The organism is Profundicola chukchiensis (genome assembly GCF_029664245.1).
Lineage (GTDB): Bacteria > Bacteroidota > Bacteroidia > Flavobacteriales > Weeksellaceae > Profundicola > Profundicola chukchiensis.
Genome location: NZ_JANAIE010000001.1, coordinates 317,725 through 334,547 on the forward strand (window position 1 = coordinate 317,725; position 16,823 = coordinate 334,547).

The following is a 16,823-nucleotide window of genomic DNA, read 5'->3' on the forward strand; positions in this document are numbered from 1 at the left end:
CTTACTCTATTGTGGATTCTAGACTTAAATTAATTGTCAATTTCTTAGCACTATCTTTAACATTCAAATCACCTCTTTTAATAAATCCACTCTTGCGATCCATCAAATATTGTCCTTTGATCAATCTAGCATCGTTTTGATTTTCGCCAGAATCAACTTGAATCACCACCTCTTCATCAGATATTTTATCGACCGTATATTTAATTCCAACATCGCCAATACTCGAGACTTTTTTGTTCACTACCCAACTATCTCCTACACCCATGGCCTCTACTGGAAATGATATAAATTGACCATCCATTTCGAAATTGGTATTATTTTCTACCTTTTCTTCTTCGTCGATTTTAACAGATCTCACTTGAGCTAAAGTATCTACCTGCATGATGGCTTTTTTGCCTAAAAACTTTTCAAGTTCTGAGGTAAGCGTTGCGGGTAAAGAATTCTCATCACTCTGTGAATCATATTTCACTTTAGCCCCCATGATATTAGTCGTCATCCTAAATCTCTGGAAGTCGACATGACAAATATTTACAGAGTCCTCGACAGAAGCCACACGCATATTAAAATCAGCAATAAGCTCCGAATCTAAATTGGGCAAAATACCTTCTGGATTGATTTCAAACCTCATCATGGTCGATGTTTTACTTCCGATTTCAGGTTTAAATCTCAATAAAATCTTACCTTTTTCGGTAGATTGAATAGCATAATCAACGTGATCACCAAAAGAGTTAGCATCGTTTTTACAGGAAAGCACGAAAACTAAAGTGAATAAGATTAAGCATAAATTTTTCATCGATTTCCTTTTTAATTTTTAATAATACTAAGCTATAATTATTCCTTTGGCTCTATAATTTCGCTAAGGGCTAGATCTCCTTTTAAGTTTCTAACCTGACGCTGAATCCAAGTTCCTCTCCTAGAGATATATCCACTTGGCGGATTTACATTATACTTTTTAGGACTTGGTAAAGCTGCCACGATATGAGAAATCTCTTGTTTACTCAAATCCTTAGCTGATTTTTTGTAATAATATTGTGCTGCCGCCTCAATCCCAAAAGTTCCTCTTCCCATTTCGGAGATATTCAGGTAAATTTCTAGAATTCTATTTTTACTTAATGTTTTTTCTAAAGCAAAGGTACAATAAGCTTCTAAGCCTTTTCTAAGCCAACTTCTTTTTTGCCATAAGAAGACATTTTTTGCTACTTGTTGAGAAATGGTGCTTCCTCCGCGTAGTTTCTGACTGTCTTTATTTTCTAGATTTTTTTCTAAAGCTTTTTGAATTCCTTCGAAATCAAACCCACTGTGTACAGCAAATTTCTGATCCTCTGCCCCTACTAAAGCCCATTTGGCGTAAGTTGGAATTTCATCACCAGCAATATAATCTCTGTTTAATCCATAACCATCGATAGCACTACTAATTTGAGTAATCGTAATCGGTGGATTGATATAATTTAATGCAATTCCATAAAGCCATGGAAATACCAATAGGAAAGAAATTAACCTAAATATTTTTCTAAAAAGACTACCCATTCAATGCGTCTGCTATAATTTATTCGAAACTACTTATACTTTACCGATATCTTCTCTAAAGTAAGCGTAATCGAAGTTAATTTTAGCGATATTATCATAAGCACTCTTGCGCGCTTGCTCTAAGCTATCTCCTATTCCAACCACATTTAATACACGCCCACCCGAAGTCACGATGGCATCTTCTGTTTTTTGAGCTCCTGCAATAAACAATGGAACATTTACCCTATCAAGACCTTTAATCTCAAAGCCTTTATCGTAGTTTAATGGATATCCACCACTCGCTAAAACCACACAACAAGTATGTTGATTTTTCCAACTTACTTCAAAAGATTCACCGTTTACTGCTTTTTCAATAATCTCTAATAAATCACTGTTCATTAACGGTAAAACAGCTTCTGTTTCTGGATCCCCAAAACGAACATTATATTCCAATAAATAAACTCCGCTTTCATTCACCATTAAACCAAAGAAAATAACTCCAGCAAAGTCTAGTCCTTCTGCAGCTAAACCTTTTTGAGTTGGTTCTAGAATATCTTTTTTAAAGGCTTCAAAGTGAGCATCTGTAAACAATGGGTTTGGAGCAACAACTCCCATTCCACCTGTGTTTAAGCCAGTTTCTCCCTCACCAATTTTCTTATGGTCTTTTGCCGAAATAAATGGAACGATTTCTTTTCCGTTATAAATGGATAGAATCGAACATTCAAATCCTTCTAAAAATTGTTCAATCACTACTTGAGTCCCTGCATCACCAAAAGTTTTATCGTTCATCATATCACGAATCACCTCTTGAGCCTCGTCATTATTCTGAACAATCACAACACCTTTACCAGCAGCTAATCCGCTCGCTTTAATTACAACAGGAAATTCCTCAATGGTATTTAAGTAATCTCTCGCGTCAACAAAATGCCTAAAAGATTTAGCAAAAGCAGTTTTAACACCATGCTTTTCCATAAAATCTTTAGCAAAAACTTTACTTCCTTCTAGCTCTGCCGCTTTCTGATTAGGACCAAATATCTTTAAACCTTCAGCTTCAAAAATATCAACGATACCGTCTACTAATTCCATTTCTGGGCCAACAATCGTAAGGTCGATTTTGTTGTTTTTAGCAAAGTCCTTTAATTCCTCTAAATCAGAAATACCAATATTTTCTCCAATTTCAGCCGTTCCAGCATTTCCCATTGAGAAAAACAGTTCAACAGATGGATTATCTTGTTTAATTTTCCATCCAATGGCATGTTCACGTCCTCCAGAGCCTACAATTAGTACTTTCATGTATTTATTTTAAGGAATTAATAGGTGCAAATTTAAGAAAATAATAAGGCAGTTCGACCTAAATATTAAAATGCTTTGAAGCAGAGTTAAAAACAAACAAAACCCCGAGATTTATTAGATCATCGGGGTTTCTAATTTATTTAAAATAAGTTTTTTAGTGTAAGAAATGACGCATTCCTGTTGTTACCATAGCAATTCCATGCTCATTGGCTGCATCAATACTTTCTTGATCTCTCATACTTCCACCTGGTTGAATGATAGCTGTAATTCCTTTTTCGGCAGCAAAATCAACCACATCTCTGAATGGGAAGAACGCATCTGAAGCTAAAACTAAACCTTCTGTTTCTTTTTCCATAGCACGCTCAATCGCTTGTTGCGCTGCCCAAATACGGTTAGTTTCTCCAGTTCCTACTCCTAAAGCTTGTTTGTCTTTAGCAACTACAATCGCGTTACTCTTAACATGCTTAATTACCTTCATCGCAAAATCTAAATCAGATAATTGTTCTTGTGTAGGTTCTTTATCTGTTACTGTTTTTAAATCATCTGAGATTTGTAAATCTGCATCCTGAACAAGTAAACCACCATCTACTTGAACCATGTGCATTTGATCACCTAAATCTGAATTGATTTTAATAACTCTTAAATTCTTTTTATTCTTAAATACCTCTAGCGCATCTGCATCAAATTCTGGTGCAACAACGATTTCTAAGAAAATCTCGTTACATTTTTCTGCTGTTGCTTTGTCAACTTTTTTGTTAAATGCTACAATTCCACCAAAGATTGAAATCGGATCACAATCGTGAGCTTTTTGATATGCATCTAATAAGTTTTCAGAGATAGCAACGCCACAAGGTGTTGAGTGCTTAACTGCACAACAAGCTGTTTGCTCAAATTCACAAACTACTTTCCAAGCTAAGTCTAAATCTCTAATATTATTGAAAGACATTTCTTTTCCTTGCAATTGCTCGAAATCTTTCAGCGCTCCAGAATTGGTAGTTTCTGTGTAGTAAGCAGCACTCTGGTGAGGATTTTCTCCATAACGAAGATCCATATTCTTCTTATAAGAAATCGTGTAATATGGAGGGAATTTATCTTCTAATAGTTTTTGAGAAATCGCTGCGTCATAAGCTGAAGTCAGGTTAAATACTTTTCCAGCTAGAGCTTTTCTTGTTTCAAAACTAGTTTCACCATCTTTTTCCATTTCTGATTTAACTAATTCATAATCCGCAGGATCAGAAACTACAGTTACATCAAAAAATGATTTAGCCGAAGCACGCAACATGGTTGGTCCACCTATGTCAATAAACTCAGCTAATTCGCTTAATTCTAATTCTTTTTGAGCATTCTCAAAGAACGGATAAAGGTTTACAACTACCATATCTATGGTATCGATTCCCTTTTCTTCTAAGGTTTTCATGTCATTCTCATTCGAACGTCTCGCTAGAATACCACCATGAACATTTGGGTGAAGTGTTTTGACTCTACCGTCAAGAATTTCTGGGAAATTAGTTACGGTATTAACTTCTTTTACATCAACACCATTTTCAACAAGATGTTTGAATGTTCCACCTGTAGAAATAAGTCTGTAATTTTTGCTTTGAAGAAACTTTGCGAATTCAGCGATTCCTGTTTTGTCGGATACGCTGAGAAGGGCTGTTTTTTGCATGAAATGAGGTTTGCTTAAAATATTATTTTTAAAGCACGTAAATTTACGAAATATATATCTTAATTTATTTCAATATTTCAGCATTTATGAAACATATCATAATTCCAGCTTGTCCCATTCAATCTATTTCAACTCCCTATGCTGTGCAATTAGACGTGTTAAGAGAGGATTTAAACCATCCGCTGATTCAAGGAAATAAATTCAGAAAATTAAAATACAATTTAATTGAAGCTCAAAAGTTAAACTTAGATACTTTACTAACTTTTGGTGGAGCATATTCCAATCACATTCATGCCACGGCCGCTGCAGCTAAAGCATTTGGATTTAAAAGCATTGGTATTATTCGAGGCGAGGAATTAGCGAATAAAGAGTTAAACCCAACCCTAAAGGATGCTCAAGACATGGGAATGGAGTTAAAATTTATTAGCAGATCTGAATATCGAGATTTAACACAAAACCAAAATTATCATCATCTGCAAGAGCAATTTCCTAATACCTATATATTACCAGAAGGTGGAAGTAATGAATTAGCCGTAAAAGGCTGTGAAGAAATTTTAGATGAACGCACATCTGCATATGATTTTATTTGTGTGCCTATGGGAACAGCAGGAACTATTTCAGGGATAATTCGTTCGGCAAAACCTCATCAAAAAGTCTTAGGGTTTCCTGCATTAAAGGGAGCTGACTTCTTAAAAGAAAGTATAGAAGCCTACACAACTCATACGCATTATGAAATTATTAACGCATATCATTTCGGTGGTTACGCTAAATTTACTGATGTTTTGATTAAATTTGTGAACAATTTTAGCGCAGAAAGCCAAATTCCCGTAGAACCTATATATACCGGCAAGATGTTTTATGGCATTTTGGATTTGATTGAAAATGATTATTTTCCGGAGAATTCAAAAATATTAGCAATTCATACTGGTGGACTTCAAGGGATTGAAGGTTTTAATAAAGCGCACAAACAATTTATTTGATATTAAATTTAAACATGAGGAAACTATTTTTAGTCTTGTTAATTTTGGGCGTAACAATCCAAGCTCAATCTGATCGAGAAGTTGAATACGTTCAAAAACACGCTTATTTGGCAGTTGAAGAAATGGAAATCTATAAAATTCCAGCTAGTATTACTTTAGCTCAAGGAATCTTAGAAACAGGGGGCGGACAATCTCGATTAGCAGAACAAGCCAAAAATCACTTTGGAATTAAATGTAAAAAAGAATGGACGGGTGAAACCATCACTCATGATGACGACGCAATTGGAGAATGCTTTAGAAAATATAATTCTGTACAAGAAAGTTATAGAGATCACTCTAAATTCTTAGCAGAAAGACCTTTCTATAGAAAGTTATTCGACCTTAAATTGACTGATTACAAAGGCTGGGCACACGGCCTTAAAAAAGCTGGTTATGCAACCAATCCTAGATATGGTTATATTTTAATTTCTAAAATTGAAAACCTAAATTTACAAGAGTTCGATAAAATTAGAAAAACAGATGTTTATGATAAATTAGTTTCACTATACGGACCAGTTGATCGCAAATTAGTAGATCCTTTATATAAAGAAGAGGTTATGGTAGCAGCGACTCCAGAACCAAAGAAAAAACCAGTTGTATCTGAGCCAAAAACCAAAACAATGGAAGTTCCAAAACGTGAAATCAGCCCTAGAGCAAGGGTTAAAAGACATCCAATTGGTAAGGAGTATATAGTTGTTAATCAAGGTGAGACATTAAGTCAAATTGCTAAAACTTATGAAACTGAAGTTGATAAGTTGATGAAGTACAACGAACTAGACCGACCTGAAGATTTAAGATCTGACCAATATTTATTCTTTGCTAAAAAGAGAAATAGAGGTGCTAAAAAATATTACAAGGTTCAAAGTGGTGAAAACATGTATGTAATTTCACAAAAAACTGGAATCAAATTAAAACAATTACTACGCAGAAATAGAGTTGACGAGAGCTATAAACCAGCTATTGGAGAAACTTTATATTTACGTGGAAGAAAACCAAGAAAATAATGAGATATCAGAGGAGTAGTGCTTTATTCCAAGATGCACAGAAATATTTACCAGGAGGTGTAAATTCACCTGTAAGAGCTTTTAAAGGCGTTGGCGGGACACCTATATTTATTGAAAGAGCCAAAGGCGCTTATATGTATGACGCAGATGGGCATTCTTACATAGACTACATCAACTCTTGGGGACCTATGATTGTGGGTCATGCTCATCCTAAAGTCACAGAAGCGATTATCTCTCAAGTGGAGAAAGGAACTTCTTATGGAACCCCTACGGAACTAGAAAGCGAAATCGCCAAATTGGTGGTAGAAAGCGTTCCAGGGATTGACATGGTGAGATTTGTAAACTCAGGAACTGAGGCTTGTATGAGTGCAATCCGTTTGGCGAGAGGTTTTACCAAAAGAGATAAAATCATCAAGTTCGCGGGATGCTATCACGGTCACTCAGATTCATTTTTGATTCAAGCTGGAAGTGGTGCAGCAACCTTCGGCGAACCTAACTCTCCAGGCGTTACACAAGGAACAGCAAAAGACACCTTGTTAGCTAACTTTAATGATTTAGAAAACGTAAAGAGTCTTTTCGAAAATAATCCAGGAGAAATTGCAGCTTTAATTTTAGAGCCAGTTGCTGGAAACATGGGATGTATTCCTCCACAAGAAGGATTCTTAGAGGGATTAAGAGAATTATGTACAGCGCATGGAGCATTACTGATTTTTGATGAAGTAATGACAGGATTCAGATTATCTATGGGTGGAGCTCAGGAATTATTTGAAATTACGGCAGACATTGTAACTTTCGGGAAAGTGATTGGCGGTGGTTTGCCCGTTGGAGCTTTTGCTGGAAGAAGAGAAATCATGGAGTATTTAGCTCCGATTGGCCCTGTTTATCAAGCAGGTACTTTAAGTGGGAATCCATTAGCTATGCGTGCTGGTTTAACAACGCTTCAATTATTGAAACAAAATCCAAATTGTTTTGAAGAAGTAGAGAATACAACTTTAGAAATCGCAGAAGGCGTTCATAATATTTTCACTAAAAATAGTATAGAACATTCTATCAATGTGATTGGATCTATGTTCTCCGTATTCTTTACAGACGTAGAGGTTACCGATTTTGAAACAGCTAAAACTGCAAACAACCCAACTTTCAATAGATTCTATCATCACATGTTAAAAAATGGCATATATTTACCACCAAGTTCGTTTGAAACGTGGTTTATTAGTTTAGCCATTCAATCGGAAGAAATTGACAAAACACTATCAGCTATTGATAGTTTCAAAGGATAAATTGACGGATTAACTCCGTTAATTGGGGGATTAGCTCAGCTGGCTAGAGCGCTTGCATGGCATGCAAGAGGTCACCGGTTCGATTCCGGTATTCTCCACTTAAAAACCTCAAGTACAATTACTTGAGGTTTTTTTTATTTATAAAATTCTATATTTAACTTTCTAATTAAGTTGTTTATTCTAACAACTTAATCACTTCTTCTGCCGCTTTTTCCGACGCTCCAACGCCACCAAGCTTTCGGATAAGTTGATTATAATCAGAAAGCATTTTACTGCGTTTTTCGCCTTCTAGAATATCGGATAGTTCACGTTTAATGTTCTCGTAATTCAAGTCATTTTGAATCAACTCGGTCACCACTTCTCTATCCATAATTAAATTGACCAAAGAGATATACTCAATGTTTTTAACCAAGCGCTTTCCAATTTCATAAGAAATACGACTTCCTTTATAACAAACCACTTCGGGAATCTTTAATAAGGCAGTTTCTAAGGTTGCTGTACCTGAAGTCACCAACGCAGCATGCGAAAGTTGAAGCAATTGATATGTTTTATTTTCTACCAATTGAACGCCATTTCTCATAAATGGAAGATAATATTCCTTGTCTTGCCCAGGTGCTCCGGCAATCACAAATTGATAATCTGGAAAATCATCTACCACCGATAGCATTAAAGGCAATTTAGTTTGAATTTCTTGTTTTCTACTTCCCGGCAATAAAGCGATAATCGGCCTTTGGTCTAAGTCCCATTGAGCGATGAACTCATCTCTATCTGGCGTTTCTCGTTGCTCAATAGCATCAATTAATGGATGGCCGACGAACTCTACTTCATAATCCCATTTTTTGTAGAAATCCTTCTCAAACGGAAGAATCACCAACATTTTGTCTACACTCTTAACAATGGTTTTAACCCTACCCGATTTCCAAGCCCAAACTTGTGGAGAAATATAATACAACACAGGAATGTTGAGTATTTTAACGAACGGAGCTATTCTTAAATTAAACCCAGGATAATCAATTAAAATAACAACATCGGGCTGATAAGCGGCAATGTCCTTCTTACAAAATGAAATATTCTTTAAAATTGTAGTCAAATTCATAGCAACTTCTACAAAACCCATAAAGGCCAATTCTTTATAATGCTTTACCAAAGAACCACCTTGTGCTTGCATAAGATCACCACCCCAAAACCTGAATTCAGCCTGAGCGTCTTTTTTCTTAAGCTCTTTCATTAAATTGGCTCCGTGTAAGTCTCCCGAAGCCTCGCCTGCTATGATATAATATTTCATCTCATACAAAAATAGGTATTTGATTTCATTTATAAATATTCAGTATATTGAGTTTATTCGTAAATTCGAAACTTAAATTTGCAATCATGAGTGAAATTATAAATAAAGTAGCCAATAGTCCTTTGGTAAACATTGATTTAGAGGAGTTTTACCCAGAAGGTAAGCGCATGGAGATAGATATCGCTCAATGGCTAGATCAAGGATTAATTTTGAGAGAGAAACAGTTTAGAGAAGATTTAAAAAATCATGATTGGAGCATTTATCAAGATGCTTATATTGCTTTGAATTGTTCAACTAAAGCAATCTTACCAGGCTGGGCATATTTACCCATTACAACCTATTTACAACCCTATGCTAAATATGTTTCGGTAGGAACTATAGATCAATTGAACGAGGCATTGTATCAAGAGAAAGTTTTGAGCTTGAATCTAGATGCTTATGATGACAAAAAAGTAATTATTAAAGGATGCAGTCATAAACCAGTTCCTCAAAGCGCTTTTACACTATTGGTTCAGAGACTATTACCTAAAGTTAATTCTTTAATGTATGGTGAAGCTTGTTCAACAGTTCCATTATATAAAAAGCCAAAATAAAGCAACATTATAGTTTAACCTTATAAAGGCTTAGGTAAATAATATAGAAAACTTATAGTCTGAATGTTAAATTTCGTATCTTTGTATTACAAAATCAGTATAACAATTAAAACAAATAGATTATGTCAAACGTAGGTTTAAAATTTCCAAACATTGCAGTTAACGCTATGGATGAAATGGGCGATACTTTTAAATTAAACATTTTTGAGCACGCCAGAGAAAACAAGAAAAAAGTATTATTGTTTTGGTATCCAAAGGACTTTACATATGTATGTCCAACTGAATTACATGCATTCCAGGAAGCTTTACCAGAATTTGAAAAAAGAAATACATTGGTAGTAGGTGCATCTTGTGATACTGCAGAAGTTCACTTTGCATGGTTAAATACTCCAAAAGATAACGGAGGAATTCAAGGTATTACTTACCCAATCTTAGCGGATACTAACAGAAACTTATCTTCTTTATTAGGTATCTTAGATATTACAGATGGTGAGTACGATGAGGAAACAGATACTTTCTTATTAGAGGGAGATAACGTTACTTACCGTGCTACTTACTTAATCGACGAAGAAGGTAGAATTTTCCACGAGAGTGTAAACGATATGCCATTGGGTCGTAATGTAAACGAATACCTAAGAATGGTAGACGCATTTACTCACGTACAAGAAAAAGGTGAGGTTTGTCCTGCAAACTGGGAAGAAGGAAAAGACGCGATGAGCGCAGATAGCAAAGGTGTTAAAGAATACTTATCTTCTCACTAAGCTAGATCTAAATTCATAAATCTCTTAGCGTACCTTTTTACAACGAGAGTTTTCTAAAATTTTTGAAAGTCGCCCCTAAAAGCGGCGACTTTTTAACCCTTAAAAAACATTAAAATGAAAGAATTAGAAAAAGATAACTTACAAGAAATATTGAGCAATAACGAGAATGTATTCGTTCAATTCGGTGCCACTTGGTGTGGAAACTGCAAGATTATGTTACCTAAATTCAAGAAGTTTGCTCGCGAAACAGAAGGCGCTGAATTTGTTTATGTAGATGCAGAAAAATTTCCAGAATCACGTAAATTGGCTGAAGTAAACAACTTACCTACTTTTGCTTATTTCAAGAATGGAGAGTTGCAAAAACAAGAACAAACGAATAAAACAGAGATTTTAAAAGCATTGATAGATGAGGCTGCCATTAATTAAACATATCAACAAATTCATTGAAGAGAACGATCAAGATTTCGTTTTAGAAACGATTGAAACTTTAGAAAACTTGATTGAAAGCGACAATGTTAAAGACGAAGAATTAGATGTGATTGGAGAATTACTTTCTAACTTCTATGGCGCTATTGAAGTGAATAAAATGATAAAAGATGGTGCAGCTGAACGTGACGCTCTGAATGAGTTCATGAAGCGTGTAACGGGATCTATTGATAGATAAATTAGATTTTCTAAATAATATTAAAGCTACGAATTTTCGTAGCTTTTTTTATGTCTATAGATTTTGTCCCGCTTTAAACTATGCATAATTGCACAATACTCTAAAATAACTTAGTTTTATTGACTTAAGAAAAAATATTATATGACTAAATTTTTGGATATATTGTTAATTGGTGCTCTTCTATTCAACCTATACAATACGTATAGGGATTTTGAACCAGCAACTCAAATTTTTGGTTCGAGTACTAGCATTCCAACTTGGGTGGCTGTTCTAATACAAGTAGTGCTAATCATTGTATTAGGATTCAAAGTTTATAAAAATTATGCAAAAGAAAACAAGCAAGGCTAAAGTTACTTTTAGGCCTCTTATTTACATACTTATATTTATACTCATTGCCATTTTCTTTTTTGGAAGCAAATGGTATTTCATTTTCGGTGCCTTTGCAATGCCTTTATTTTACGGAGTCAATCAGTTTTTTACATCATACACAATTATTGACAACAAACTGATTATTAAAGAATTGTTCGAAAAGACTGAAATCCCGATAGAAAACATCAGAAAAGTTGAGAATGTTCCCTCAAGCTTTTTGCAAAAGCATCTCGTAGGTTTTCCTAAAACTCATCAAATTATTCGATATAATAAATTTGATGATAAACCAATTTTACCAAAAAAAGAGCTTATTTTTAACCAAGAAAGTCGTGAATTATACTTTAAAGATTAAATTCTATGTTAAACGAAGAGCCATTTAAACTCCATAGCATCATAAGACAAAAATTCGTGGGTTATTTAGAGCATTTAACCCCAGAGCAATTAGCCGATATTCCTTATGGTTTTAATAATAACATTTGGTGGAACATTGTTCATGTGATTGCTACCCAGCAACTTTTGTCATATTATCTATCAGACAACGAAATGCTTATGGACATGGCATGGATAGAAAATTACAAAAAAGGAACCGCTCCAAATGGTGACTTTCCTTTACCAGAAGAAATTGCTGAAATCAAGAACCTATTGATGAGCACGCAACAGCAACTGCAAATTGATTATTTCGACGGAAAATTGAATTCCTTTAAAACCTATTCTTCTAGCTTTGGCTATACCATGAACAGTATTGAAGATGTGATATTATTTAATCTAACGCATGAAAACATGCATTTAGGTACAGTAATGGCGATGAAAAAATTAGTTTAATTGTAGCGATCTAATTAACATTACTTAGCAGGCCAACCTCTTTCTTTTCTCCAATAATAACGCTTAAGTTGCGAATGAATCATTTCATAGCAAGTTTCCTTGATTTCTGGAATATGGGTTTTATTTAACCTAGAAGTTTCTAAGGTTTGATGAAAATAAACATCAACTAATCCTGGTTTTCCTTCGCAATAAGAATAAGGTAGAATCTCTTTTAATCCACAAATTGAAATCGTCAACAAAGGAATCTTATTCATAATAGCAATCGCAAAAGGACCGTCTAAGAAGTTATCTAACATAATTTCTCGTTCAGGAACACCACCTTCTGGGAAAATACAAATAGATCTACCTAGTTTCACATTTTTAATGGATTCTCGAATAACTTTACTCCTACTATTGGGATCTTTTCTGTCCACCACAATATTCATTCGGTTAAAAATATAACCGAAAATCGGCAAATTTAATAACTCCTTTTTACCCACAAAAACCATTGGTTTCTTATTAATCAGCAACATCAACATTATATCCATCATAGAGGTATGATTAGATATAATTAAATACGGATGCGACTCATCTATATTAGGAAAACCATGTTTTTTAAGGCTTAAACCCGAACCATAAAAAATAGTTTTTGCCCACAATCTTTCAAAGAAGTAAGCTTTAGCAAAATCTTCATCTCTTATACTTAAAGGCAATACAAAGAAAACCCCGAAAAAAATGGTTGCAATGGTCGATAGAAACACGAACCAACATCTCCAAAGAAAGGATAAGATTTTACCTAGAAACTCCATTATTTTCCATTGAATTCGTTCATGGCATTATTCAATCCAGCAAAGATAAACTTAAAAGCCGCTTGTGCGCTCCAAGAAATTCTCTCTTGTAAAGTTTCTTTTTGCTCGTCGGTCCATTGGCCTAATACATAATCCACTTGCCTGCCTTGTTCGAAAGCATCGCCAATCCCAAAGCGTAAACGTGGATATTTTGTAGTGTTTAATTTTGCTTGAATATGCTTTAAACCATTATGTCCGCCATCACTACCTTTTCCTCTAATTCTAATGGTTCCGTAGTCTAAATTAAGGTCATCTGTAATCACAAAAATGTTATCTACAGGTATATTTTCCTTCTTCATCCAATAATCAATGGCATTACCACTTAAATTCATAAAAGTATCTGGCTTTAACAATGTCACCGGACGACCTTTATATTTAAATTGACAAACCTCTCCAAAGTTAGAAGACTGAAACGGGAAACCTGCAGTTTTAGCCATTTCATCCACTACATCAAATCCAATGTTATGTCTTGTATGACTGTATTTATCACCGACATTTCCTAAACCGACAATCAAATATTTTCGCATAACGCAAATATAAAATTTGTATATTTGATTAAAGACCTAAACTCACTTTTTGTTTTAATTCAATACTTATTATTATATGAAAAGCTTTAAATATGCCTTAATACTTCTATTTTTTGTAATTATTTCATGTGTCCCACAAGACAAATCAGATTTCAACGAAGCTTCTTTGAAACAAGCCGTTTATGACAAAGAAATGAATGCTTCCACTGTTGGAGATGTTCTAGAAGCTCACAAAGGTGAAAAAGTTATGATTGTGGTTTGGGCCTCTTGGTGTATAGACTGCATTAAATCCTTACCCAATGTTGCTCAATTTCAAAAAGATTATCCGGAAGTTAATTTTGTGTTTTTATCTGTAGATGAAGAAGAGGAAAAATGGCAGATGGGCCTAGAAAAATACATGAATAAATTCAAGATTGAGGGTGAACAATATTATTTTGATACAGGTTGGTCTAAAAATGTTGACAATGATTTCGTTGATTACATCGGTCTAGACTGGATTCCAAGGTATATGCTACTAGACGAAAAAGGCAAAATAGCAGTTTATTATGCTAAAAAAATTAATGCCAATAGCATCAAAAAACAATTAGAAAATTAATTAATTTCGCACTCTAAATAAAAAACAATGGGACGCGCATTCGAATATAGAAAAGCAGCAAAATTTGCACGATGGGACCGAATGGCTAAGCAGTTTAGCCGTATTGGTAAAGAGATTAACATGGCAGTTAAAGAAGGTGGTCCAGATCCGGAGAGCAATCCAGCCTTAAGACGAGCAATTCAGAATGCCAAGGGTGTTAATATGCCTAAAGACAATGTGGAGCGTGCTATTAAAAAAGCTTCTGGTGCTGATGCAGAGGTTTATGATATCATTACATTTGAAGGCTATGCGCCACATGGAATCGGTATTTTTGTAGAGTGTACTACCAATAATAACAACAGAACCGTTGCCAACGTAAGAGCTATTTTCAACAAAGTTGGAGGTAACTTAGGTAAAACTGGGGAAATTGCATTTTTATTCGATCGCAAAGGTGTATTTACGATTGAAGAAGATAAAATCAACATGGACTGGGATGATTTCGAACTAGAAATGATAGATGTCGGTGCCGATGATATCGAAAAAGAAGAAGGTTTAGTTACGGTTTATTCTAATTTCGAGGATTTTGGTAATGTTTCTCATAAGTTAGACGACCTTAAAATCGATGTTCAGAACGCGGAATTACAACGTATTCCTACGGTTACAAAGGAATTACCAATTGAACAAGGAAAAGAAATTTTAGACATCATCGATCGCTTTGAGCAAGACGACGATGTCCAAAATGTTTATCATACGCTAGAAATCACACAAGAGTTAGAAGACGCTTTATAAAGCTGTCTTACATTCTCTCTGGAGTTTGAATTCCTAATAAGTTAAGCGCATTTTGAATGGTATAAGCAACACGTTGTGCTAAATGCAAACGTGCTTGCTTTTGCATTTCTGTTTCAGCGTTTAAGATGCTATTGTTCTGATAGAATGAATTGAATGTTTTCACTAAATCATAAACATAATTCGCAACATAAGAAGGATTCAGCTCATTAGCTGCTTTTTGTAATGTATCGTTATATTCGTTTAAGGTCTTAAGAAGATCCTTTTCAATTTCATTGAAATCATAAGTTGATAAATCAATGTCTTGAGGTTTTTCTTTTCTTAAGATAGACTGAATTCTAACATAAGCATATTGAATGAAAGGCCCTGTATTTCCGTTGAAGTCAATACTTTCTTTTGGATTAAACAAGATTCTCTTCTTAGGATCAACTTTTAGGATATAGTATTTCAATGCACCAAGACCAATGATTTCATATAAGTCATCCTTCTCTTCTTGAGTCATTCCTTCCAGTTTACCGGCCTCTGCAGCGATTTCTTTAGCAGTTTGAACCATCTGATCCATTAAATCATCTGCATCGACTACAGTCCCTTCTCTCGACTTCATTTTACCTTCAGGCAAGTCAACCATACCATAAGATAAGTGGTGTAGATTTTCTGACCAATCATAGCCTAATTGTTTTAAGATTAGGAACAAAACCTTAAAGTGATAATCTTGCTCATTACCAACAACATAAGTTAAGCCATCAATCTCATATTTTTCGAAACGCTCCACGGCAGTTCCGATATCTTGTGTAATATAAACCGAGGTTCCATCAGATCTTAAAACGATTTTCTCATCCAATCCTTCTTCAGTTAAATCAATCCAAACCGAACCATCTTCTTTTTTGAAGAAAACATTTCTCTCTAAACCTTGTTGAATCAAATCTTTACCTAAAATATAGGTTTCGCTTTCGTGTTGAACCATATCAAAATCAACACCTAGTCGTTCATAAGTCGCATCAAAACCTTCGTAAACCCAATTATTCATTTCGCTCCAAAGCTCACGAACTTTAGGATCATTATCCTCCCAATCTCTCAGCATTTTTTGAGCTTCTAAAATCATCGGAGCTTGTTTTTTGGCTTCATCTTTAGACATGCCTTGGTTTACCAACTCCTCTATCTCTTCTTTGTATGCTTTATCAAAAGCGATATAATAATCTCCAACTAATTTATCACCTTTTAGGCCGGTTGATGCTGGTGTTTCATTATTCCCAAACTTCTCCCAAGCTAACATCGATTTACAAATATGAATTCCTCTATCGTTAATGACTTGCGTTTTGATCACATCATTTCCAGTTGCCTTTAATATTTGGGCAACAGAATAACCTAATAAGTTATTTCTAATATGACCTAAGTGAAGTGGTTTATTGGTGTTTGGCGAAGAATACTCCACCATTAATTTATTGTCTATAGCTTCAAATGCTTCTGGAGAAGATTGAAGGAAATCTACAAAAACATCTGTTTTTAAACTTAAATTCAAGAAGCCTTTAACCACGTTGAATTTTTCAATCTCAGATCTTTTCAATAAAGCTTCTCCGATAGCTTCAGCAGCTTGCTCTGGTTTCATTTTCATTTCGCGCACCAAAGGGAAAACCACCAAGGTGTAATCACCTTCGAATTCTTTACGGGTTACTTGAATCTCTAATTTCTCAGTTGAAATTTGAAATTCTTCCTTAAGCGTATTGAAAATATTCCTTTCTAATTGTGATTTTAAGTTCATAATCTAAGATTGAAGCGCAAAAATACGGATTGTAATTGCTTTTTTATGTGAATTTGAAAATGTCTTTTTTATTTAAGCTAAGTTCAGC

20 protein-coding genes and 1 tRNA gene are annotated in these 16,823 nt (G+C 34.6%); 13 read left to right on the forward strand and 8 right to left on the reverse strand.

Annotated features, from left to right (window positions below; all coding sequences use genetic code 11):
- Position 1 precedes the first annotated feature (1 nt).
- The 4 genes from NLM59_RS01280 to purH form a co-directional block, all read right to left on the reverse strand.
- Positions 2–793 (reverse strand): hypothetical protein, encoded by a 792-nt coding sequence (locus NLM59_RS01280; protein WP_304415927.1) that lies wholly within the window; start codon positions 791–793, stop codon positions 2–4.
- Between the two features lie 38 nt (positions 794–831).
- Positions 832–1,527, reverse strand: coding sequence for a monofunctional biosynthetic peptidoglycan transglycosylase (gene mtgA / locus NLM59_RS01285; protein ID WP_304415928.1), 696 nt, complete (start codon positions 1,525–1,527; stop codon positions 832–834).
- A gap of 33 nt (positions 1,528–1,560) precedes the next feature.
- Positions 1,561–2,799, reverse strand: a complete 1,239-nt coding sequence (gene purD / locus NLM59_RS01290) for a phosphoribosylamine--glycine ligase (protein ID WP_304415929.1) — start codon at positions 2,797–2,799, stop codon at positions 1,561–1,563.
- A gap of 154 nt (positions 2,800–2,953) precedes the next feature.
- Positions 2,954–4,465 carry a bifunctional phosphoribosylaminoimidazolecarboxamide formyltransferase/IMP cyclohydrolase gene (purH, locus tag NLM59_RS01295; RefSeq protein WP_304415930.1) on the reverse strand — a complete coding sequence of 504 codons (1,512 nt, stop codon included), beginning with the start codon at positions 4,463–4,465 and terminating at the stop codon, positions 2,954–2,956.
- Between the two features lie 86 nt (positions 4,466–4,551).
- Between purH and NLM59_RS01300 the strand changes: the two genes are divergently transcribed.
- The 4 genes from NLM59_RS01300 to NLM59_RS01315 all read left to right on the forward strand — a co-directional run bounded on the left by NLM59_RS01300 (position 4,552) and on the right by NLM59_RS01315 (position 7,866).
- A complete protein-coding gene (locus NLM59_RS01300; protein WP_304415931.1) occupies positions 4,552–5,445 on the forward strand; it encodes a 1-aminocyclopropane-1-carboxylate deaminase/D-cysteine desulfhydrase in 894 nt (297 codons plus the stop codon).
- 14 nt (positions 5,446–5,459) lie between these two features.
- Positions 5,460–6,488 carry a glucosaminidase domain-containing protein gene (locus tag NLM59_RS01305; protein WP_304415932.1) on the forward strand — a complete coding sequence of 343 codons (1,029 nt, stop codon included), beginning with the start codon at positions 5,460–5,462 and terminating at the stop codon, positions 6,486–6,488.
- Positions 6,488–7,768 carry a glutamate-1-semialdehyde 2,1-aminomutase gene (gene hemL / locus NLM59_RS01310; RefSeq protein ID WP_304415933.1) on the forward strand — a complete coding sequence of 427 codons (1,281 nt, stop codon included), beginning with the start codon at positions 6,488–6,490 and terminating at the stop codon, positions 7,766–7,768. The genes NLM59_RS01305 and hemL overlap by 1 nt, the downstream gene beginning before the upstream one ends.
- Positions 7,769–7,792: 24 nt before the next feature.
- Positions 7,793–7,866: transfer RNA gene (locus NLM59_RS01315), tRNA-Ala, on the forward strand.
- Positions 7,867–7,943: 77 nt separating this feature from the next.
- Here the strand turns inward: NLM59_RS01315 and lpxB are convergent.
- The gene (gene lpxB / locus NLM59_RS01320; RefSeq protein ID WP_304415934.1) at positions 7,944–9,053 is read right to left on the reverse strand and encodes a lipid-A-disaccharide synthase; all 1,110 of its coding nucleotides are present in this window, start codon (positions 9,051–9,053) and stop codon (positions 7,944–7,946) included.
- A gap of 86 nt (positions 9,054–9,139) precedes the next feature.
- Between lpxB and NLM59_RS01325 the strand changes: the two genes are divergently transcribed.
- From NLM59_RS01325 to NLM59_RS01355, 7 genes are all read left to right on the forward strand, one after another.
- Complete coding sequence (locus NLM59_RS01325; RefSeq protein WP_304415935.1) at positions 9,140–9,646, forward strand: DUF2480 family protein; 507 nt, start codon at positions 9,140–9,142, stop codon at positions 9,644–9,646.
- A 122-nt stretch (positions 9,647–9,768) separates the two neighbouring features.
- Positions 9,769–10,407, forward strand: a complete 639-nt coding sequence (locus NLM59_RS01330) for a peroxiredoxin (protein ID WP_304415936.1) — start codon at positions 9,769–9,771, stop codon at positions 10,405–10,407.
- Positions 10,408–10,521: 114 nt separating this feature from the next.
- Positions 10,522–10,833 (forward strand): thioredoxin family protein, encoded by a 312-nt coding sequence (locus NLM59_RS01335; RefSeq protein WP_304415937.1) that lies wholly within the window; start codon positions 10,522–10,524, stop codon positions 10,831–10,833.
- On the forward strand, positions 10,814–11,071 hold the full coding sequence (locus NLM59_RS01340; protein ID WP_304415938.1) for a DUF6952 family protein: 258 nt from the start codon (positions 10,814–10,816) through the stop codon (positions 11,069–11,071). The genes NLM59_RS01335 and NLM59_RS01340 overlap by 20 nt, the downstream gene beginning before the upstream one ends.
- A gap of 153 nt (positions 11,072–11,224) precedes the next feature.
- A complete protein-coding gene (locus NLM59_RS01345; protein WP_304415939.1) occupies positions 11,225–11,419 on the forward strand; it encodes a hypothetical protein in 195 nt (64 codons plus the stop codon).
- Positions 11,394–11,792: a PH domain-containing protein gene (locus tag NLM59_RS01350; protein WP_304415940.1), complete on the forward strand. Its 399-nt coding sequence runs from the start codon at positions 11,394–11,396 to the stop codon at positions 11,790–11,792. The genes NLM59_RS01345 and NLM59_RS01350 overlap by 26 nt, the downstream gene beginning before the upstream one ends.
- Before the next feature lie 5 nt (positions 11,793–11,797).
- Positions 11,798–12,262 carry a DinB family protein gene (locus tag NLM59_RS01355; RefSeq protein ID WP_304415941.1) on the forward strand — a complete coding sequence of 155 codons (465 nt, stop codon included), beginning with the start codon at positions 11,798–11,800 and terminating at the stop codon, positions 12,260–12,262.
- A 20-nt stretch (positions 12,263–12,282) separates the two neighbouring features.
- Here the strand turns inward: NLM59_RS01355 and NLM59_RS01360 are convergent, their stop codons facing one another.
- On the reverse strand, positions 12,283–13,050 hold the full coding sequence (locus NLM59_RS01360; protein ID WP_304415942.1) for a lysophospholipid acyltransferase family protein: 768 nt from the start codon (positions 13,048–13,050) through the stop codon (positions 12,283–12,285).
- On the reverse strand, positions 13,050–13,616 hold the full coding sequence (pth, locus tag NLM59_RS01365) for an aminoacyl-tRNA hydrolase (protein WP_304415943.1): 567 nt from the start codon (positions 13,614–13,616) through the stop codon (positions 13,050–13,052). Before pth ends, NLM59_RS01360 begins: the two co-directional genes overlap by 1 nt.
- Before the next feature lie 76 nt (positions 13,617–13,692).
- Here pth and NLM59_RS01370 point away from each other — a divergent pair, with 76 nt between their 5' ends.
- Both NLM59_RS01370 and NLM59_RS01375 read left to right on the forward strand, forming a co-directional pair.
- The gene (locus tag NLM59_RS01370; protein ID WP_304415944.1) at positions 13,693–14,211 is read left to right on the forward strand and encodes a TlpA family protein disulfide reductase; all 519 of its coding nucleotides are present in this window, start codon (positions 13,693–13,695) and stop codon (positions 14,209–14,211) included.
- Positions 14,212–14,238: 27 nt separating this feature from the next.
- Positions 14,239–14,979, forward strand: coding sequence for a YebC/PmpR family DNA-binding transcriptional regulator (locus tag NLM59_RS01375; RefSeq protein WP_304415945.1), 741 nt, complete (start codon positions 14,239–14,241; stop codon positions 14,977–14,979).
- A gap of 7 nt (positions 14,980–14,986) precedes the next feature.
- Here NLM59_RS01375 and argS read toward each other — a convergent pair whose 3' ends face one another.
- Positions 14,987–16,735 (reverse strand): arginine--tRNA ligase, encoded by a 1,749-nt coding sequence (gene argS / locus NLM59_RS01380; protein WP_304415946.1) that lies wholly within the window; start codon positions 16,733–16,735, stop codon positions 14,987–14,989.
- Positions 16,736–16,823 lie beyond the last annotated feature (88 nt).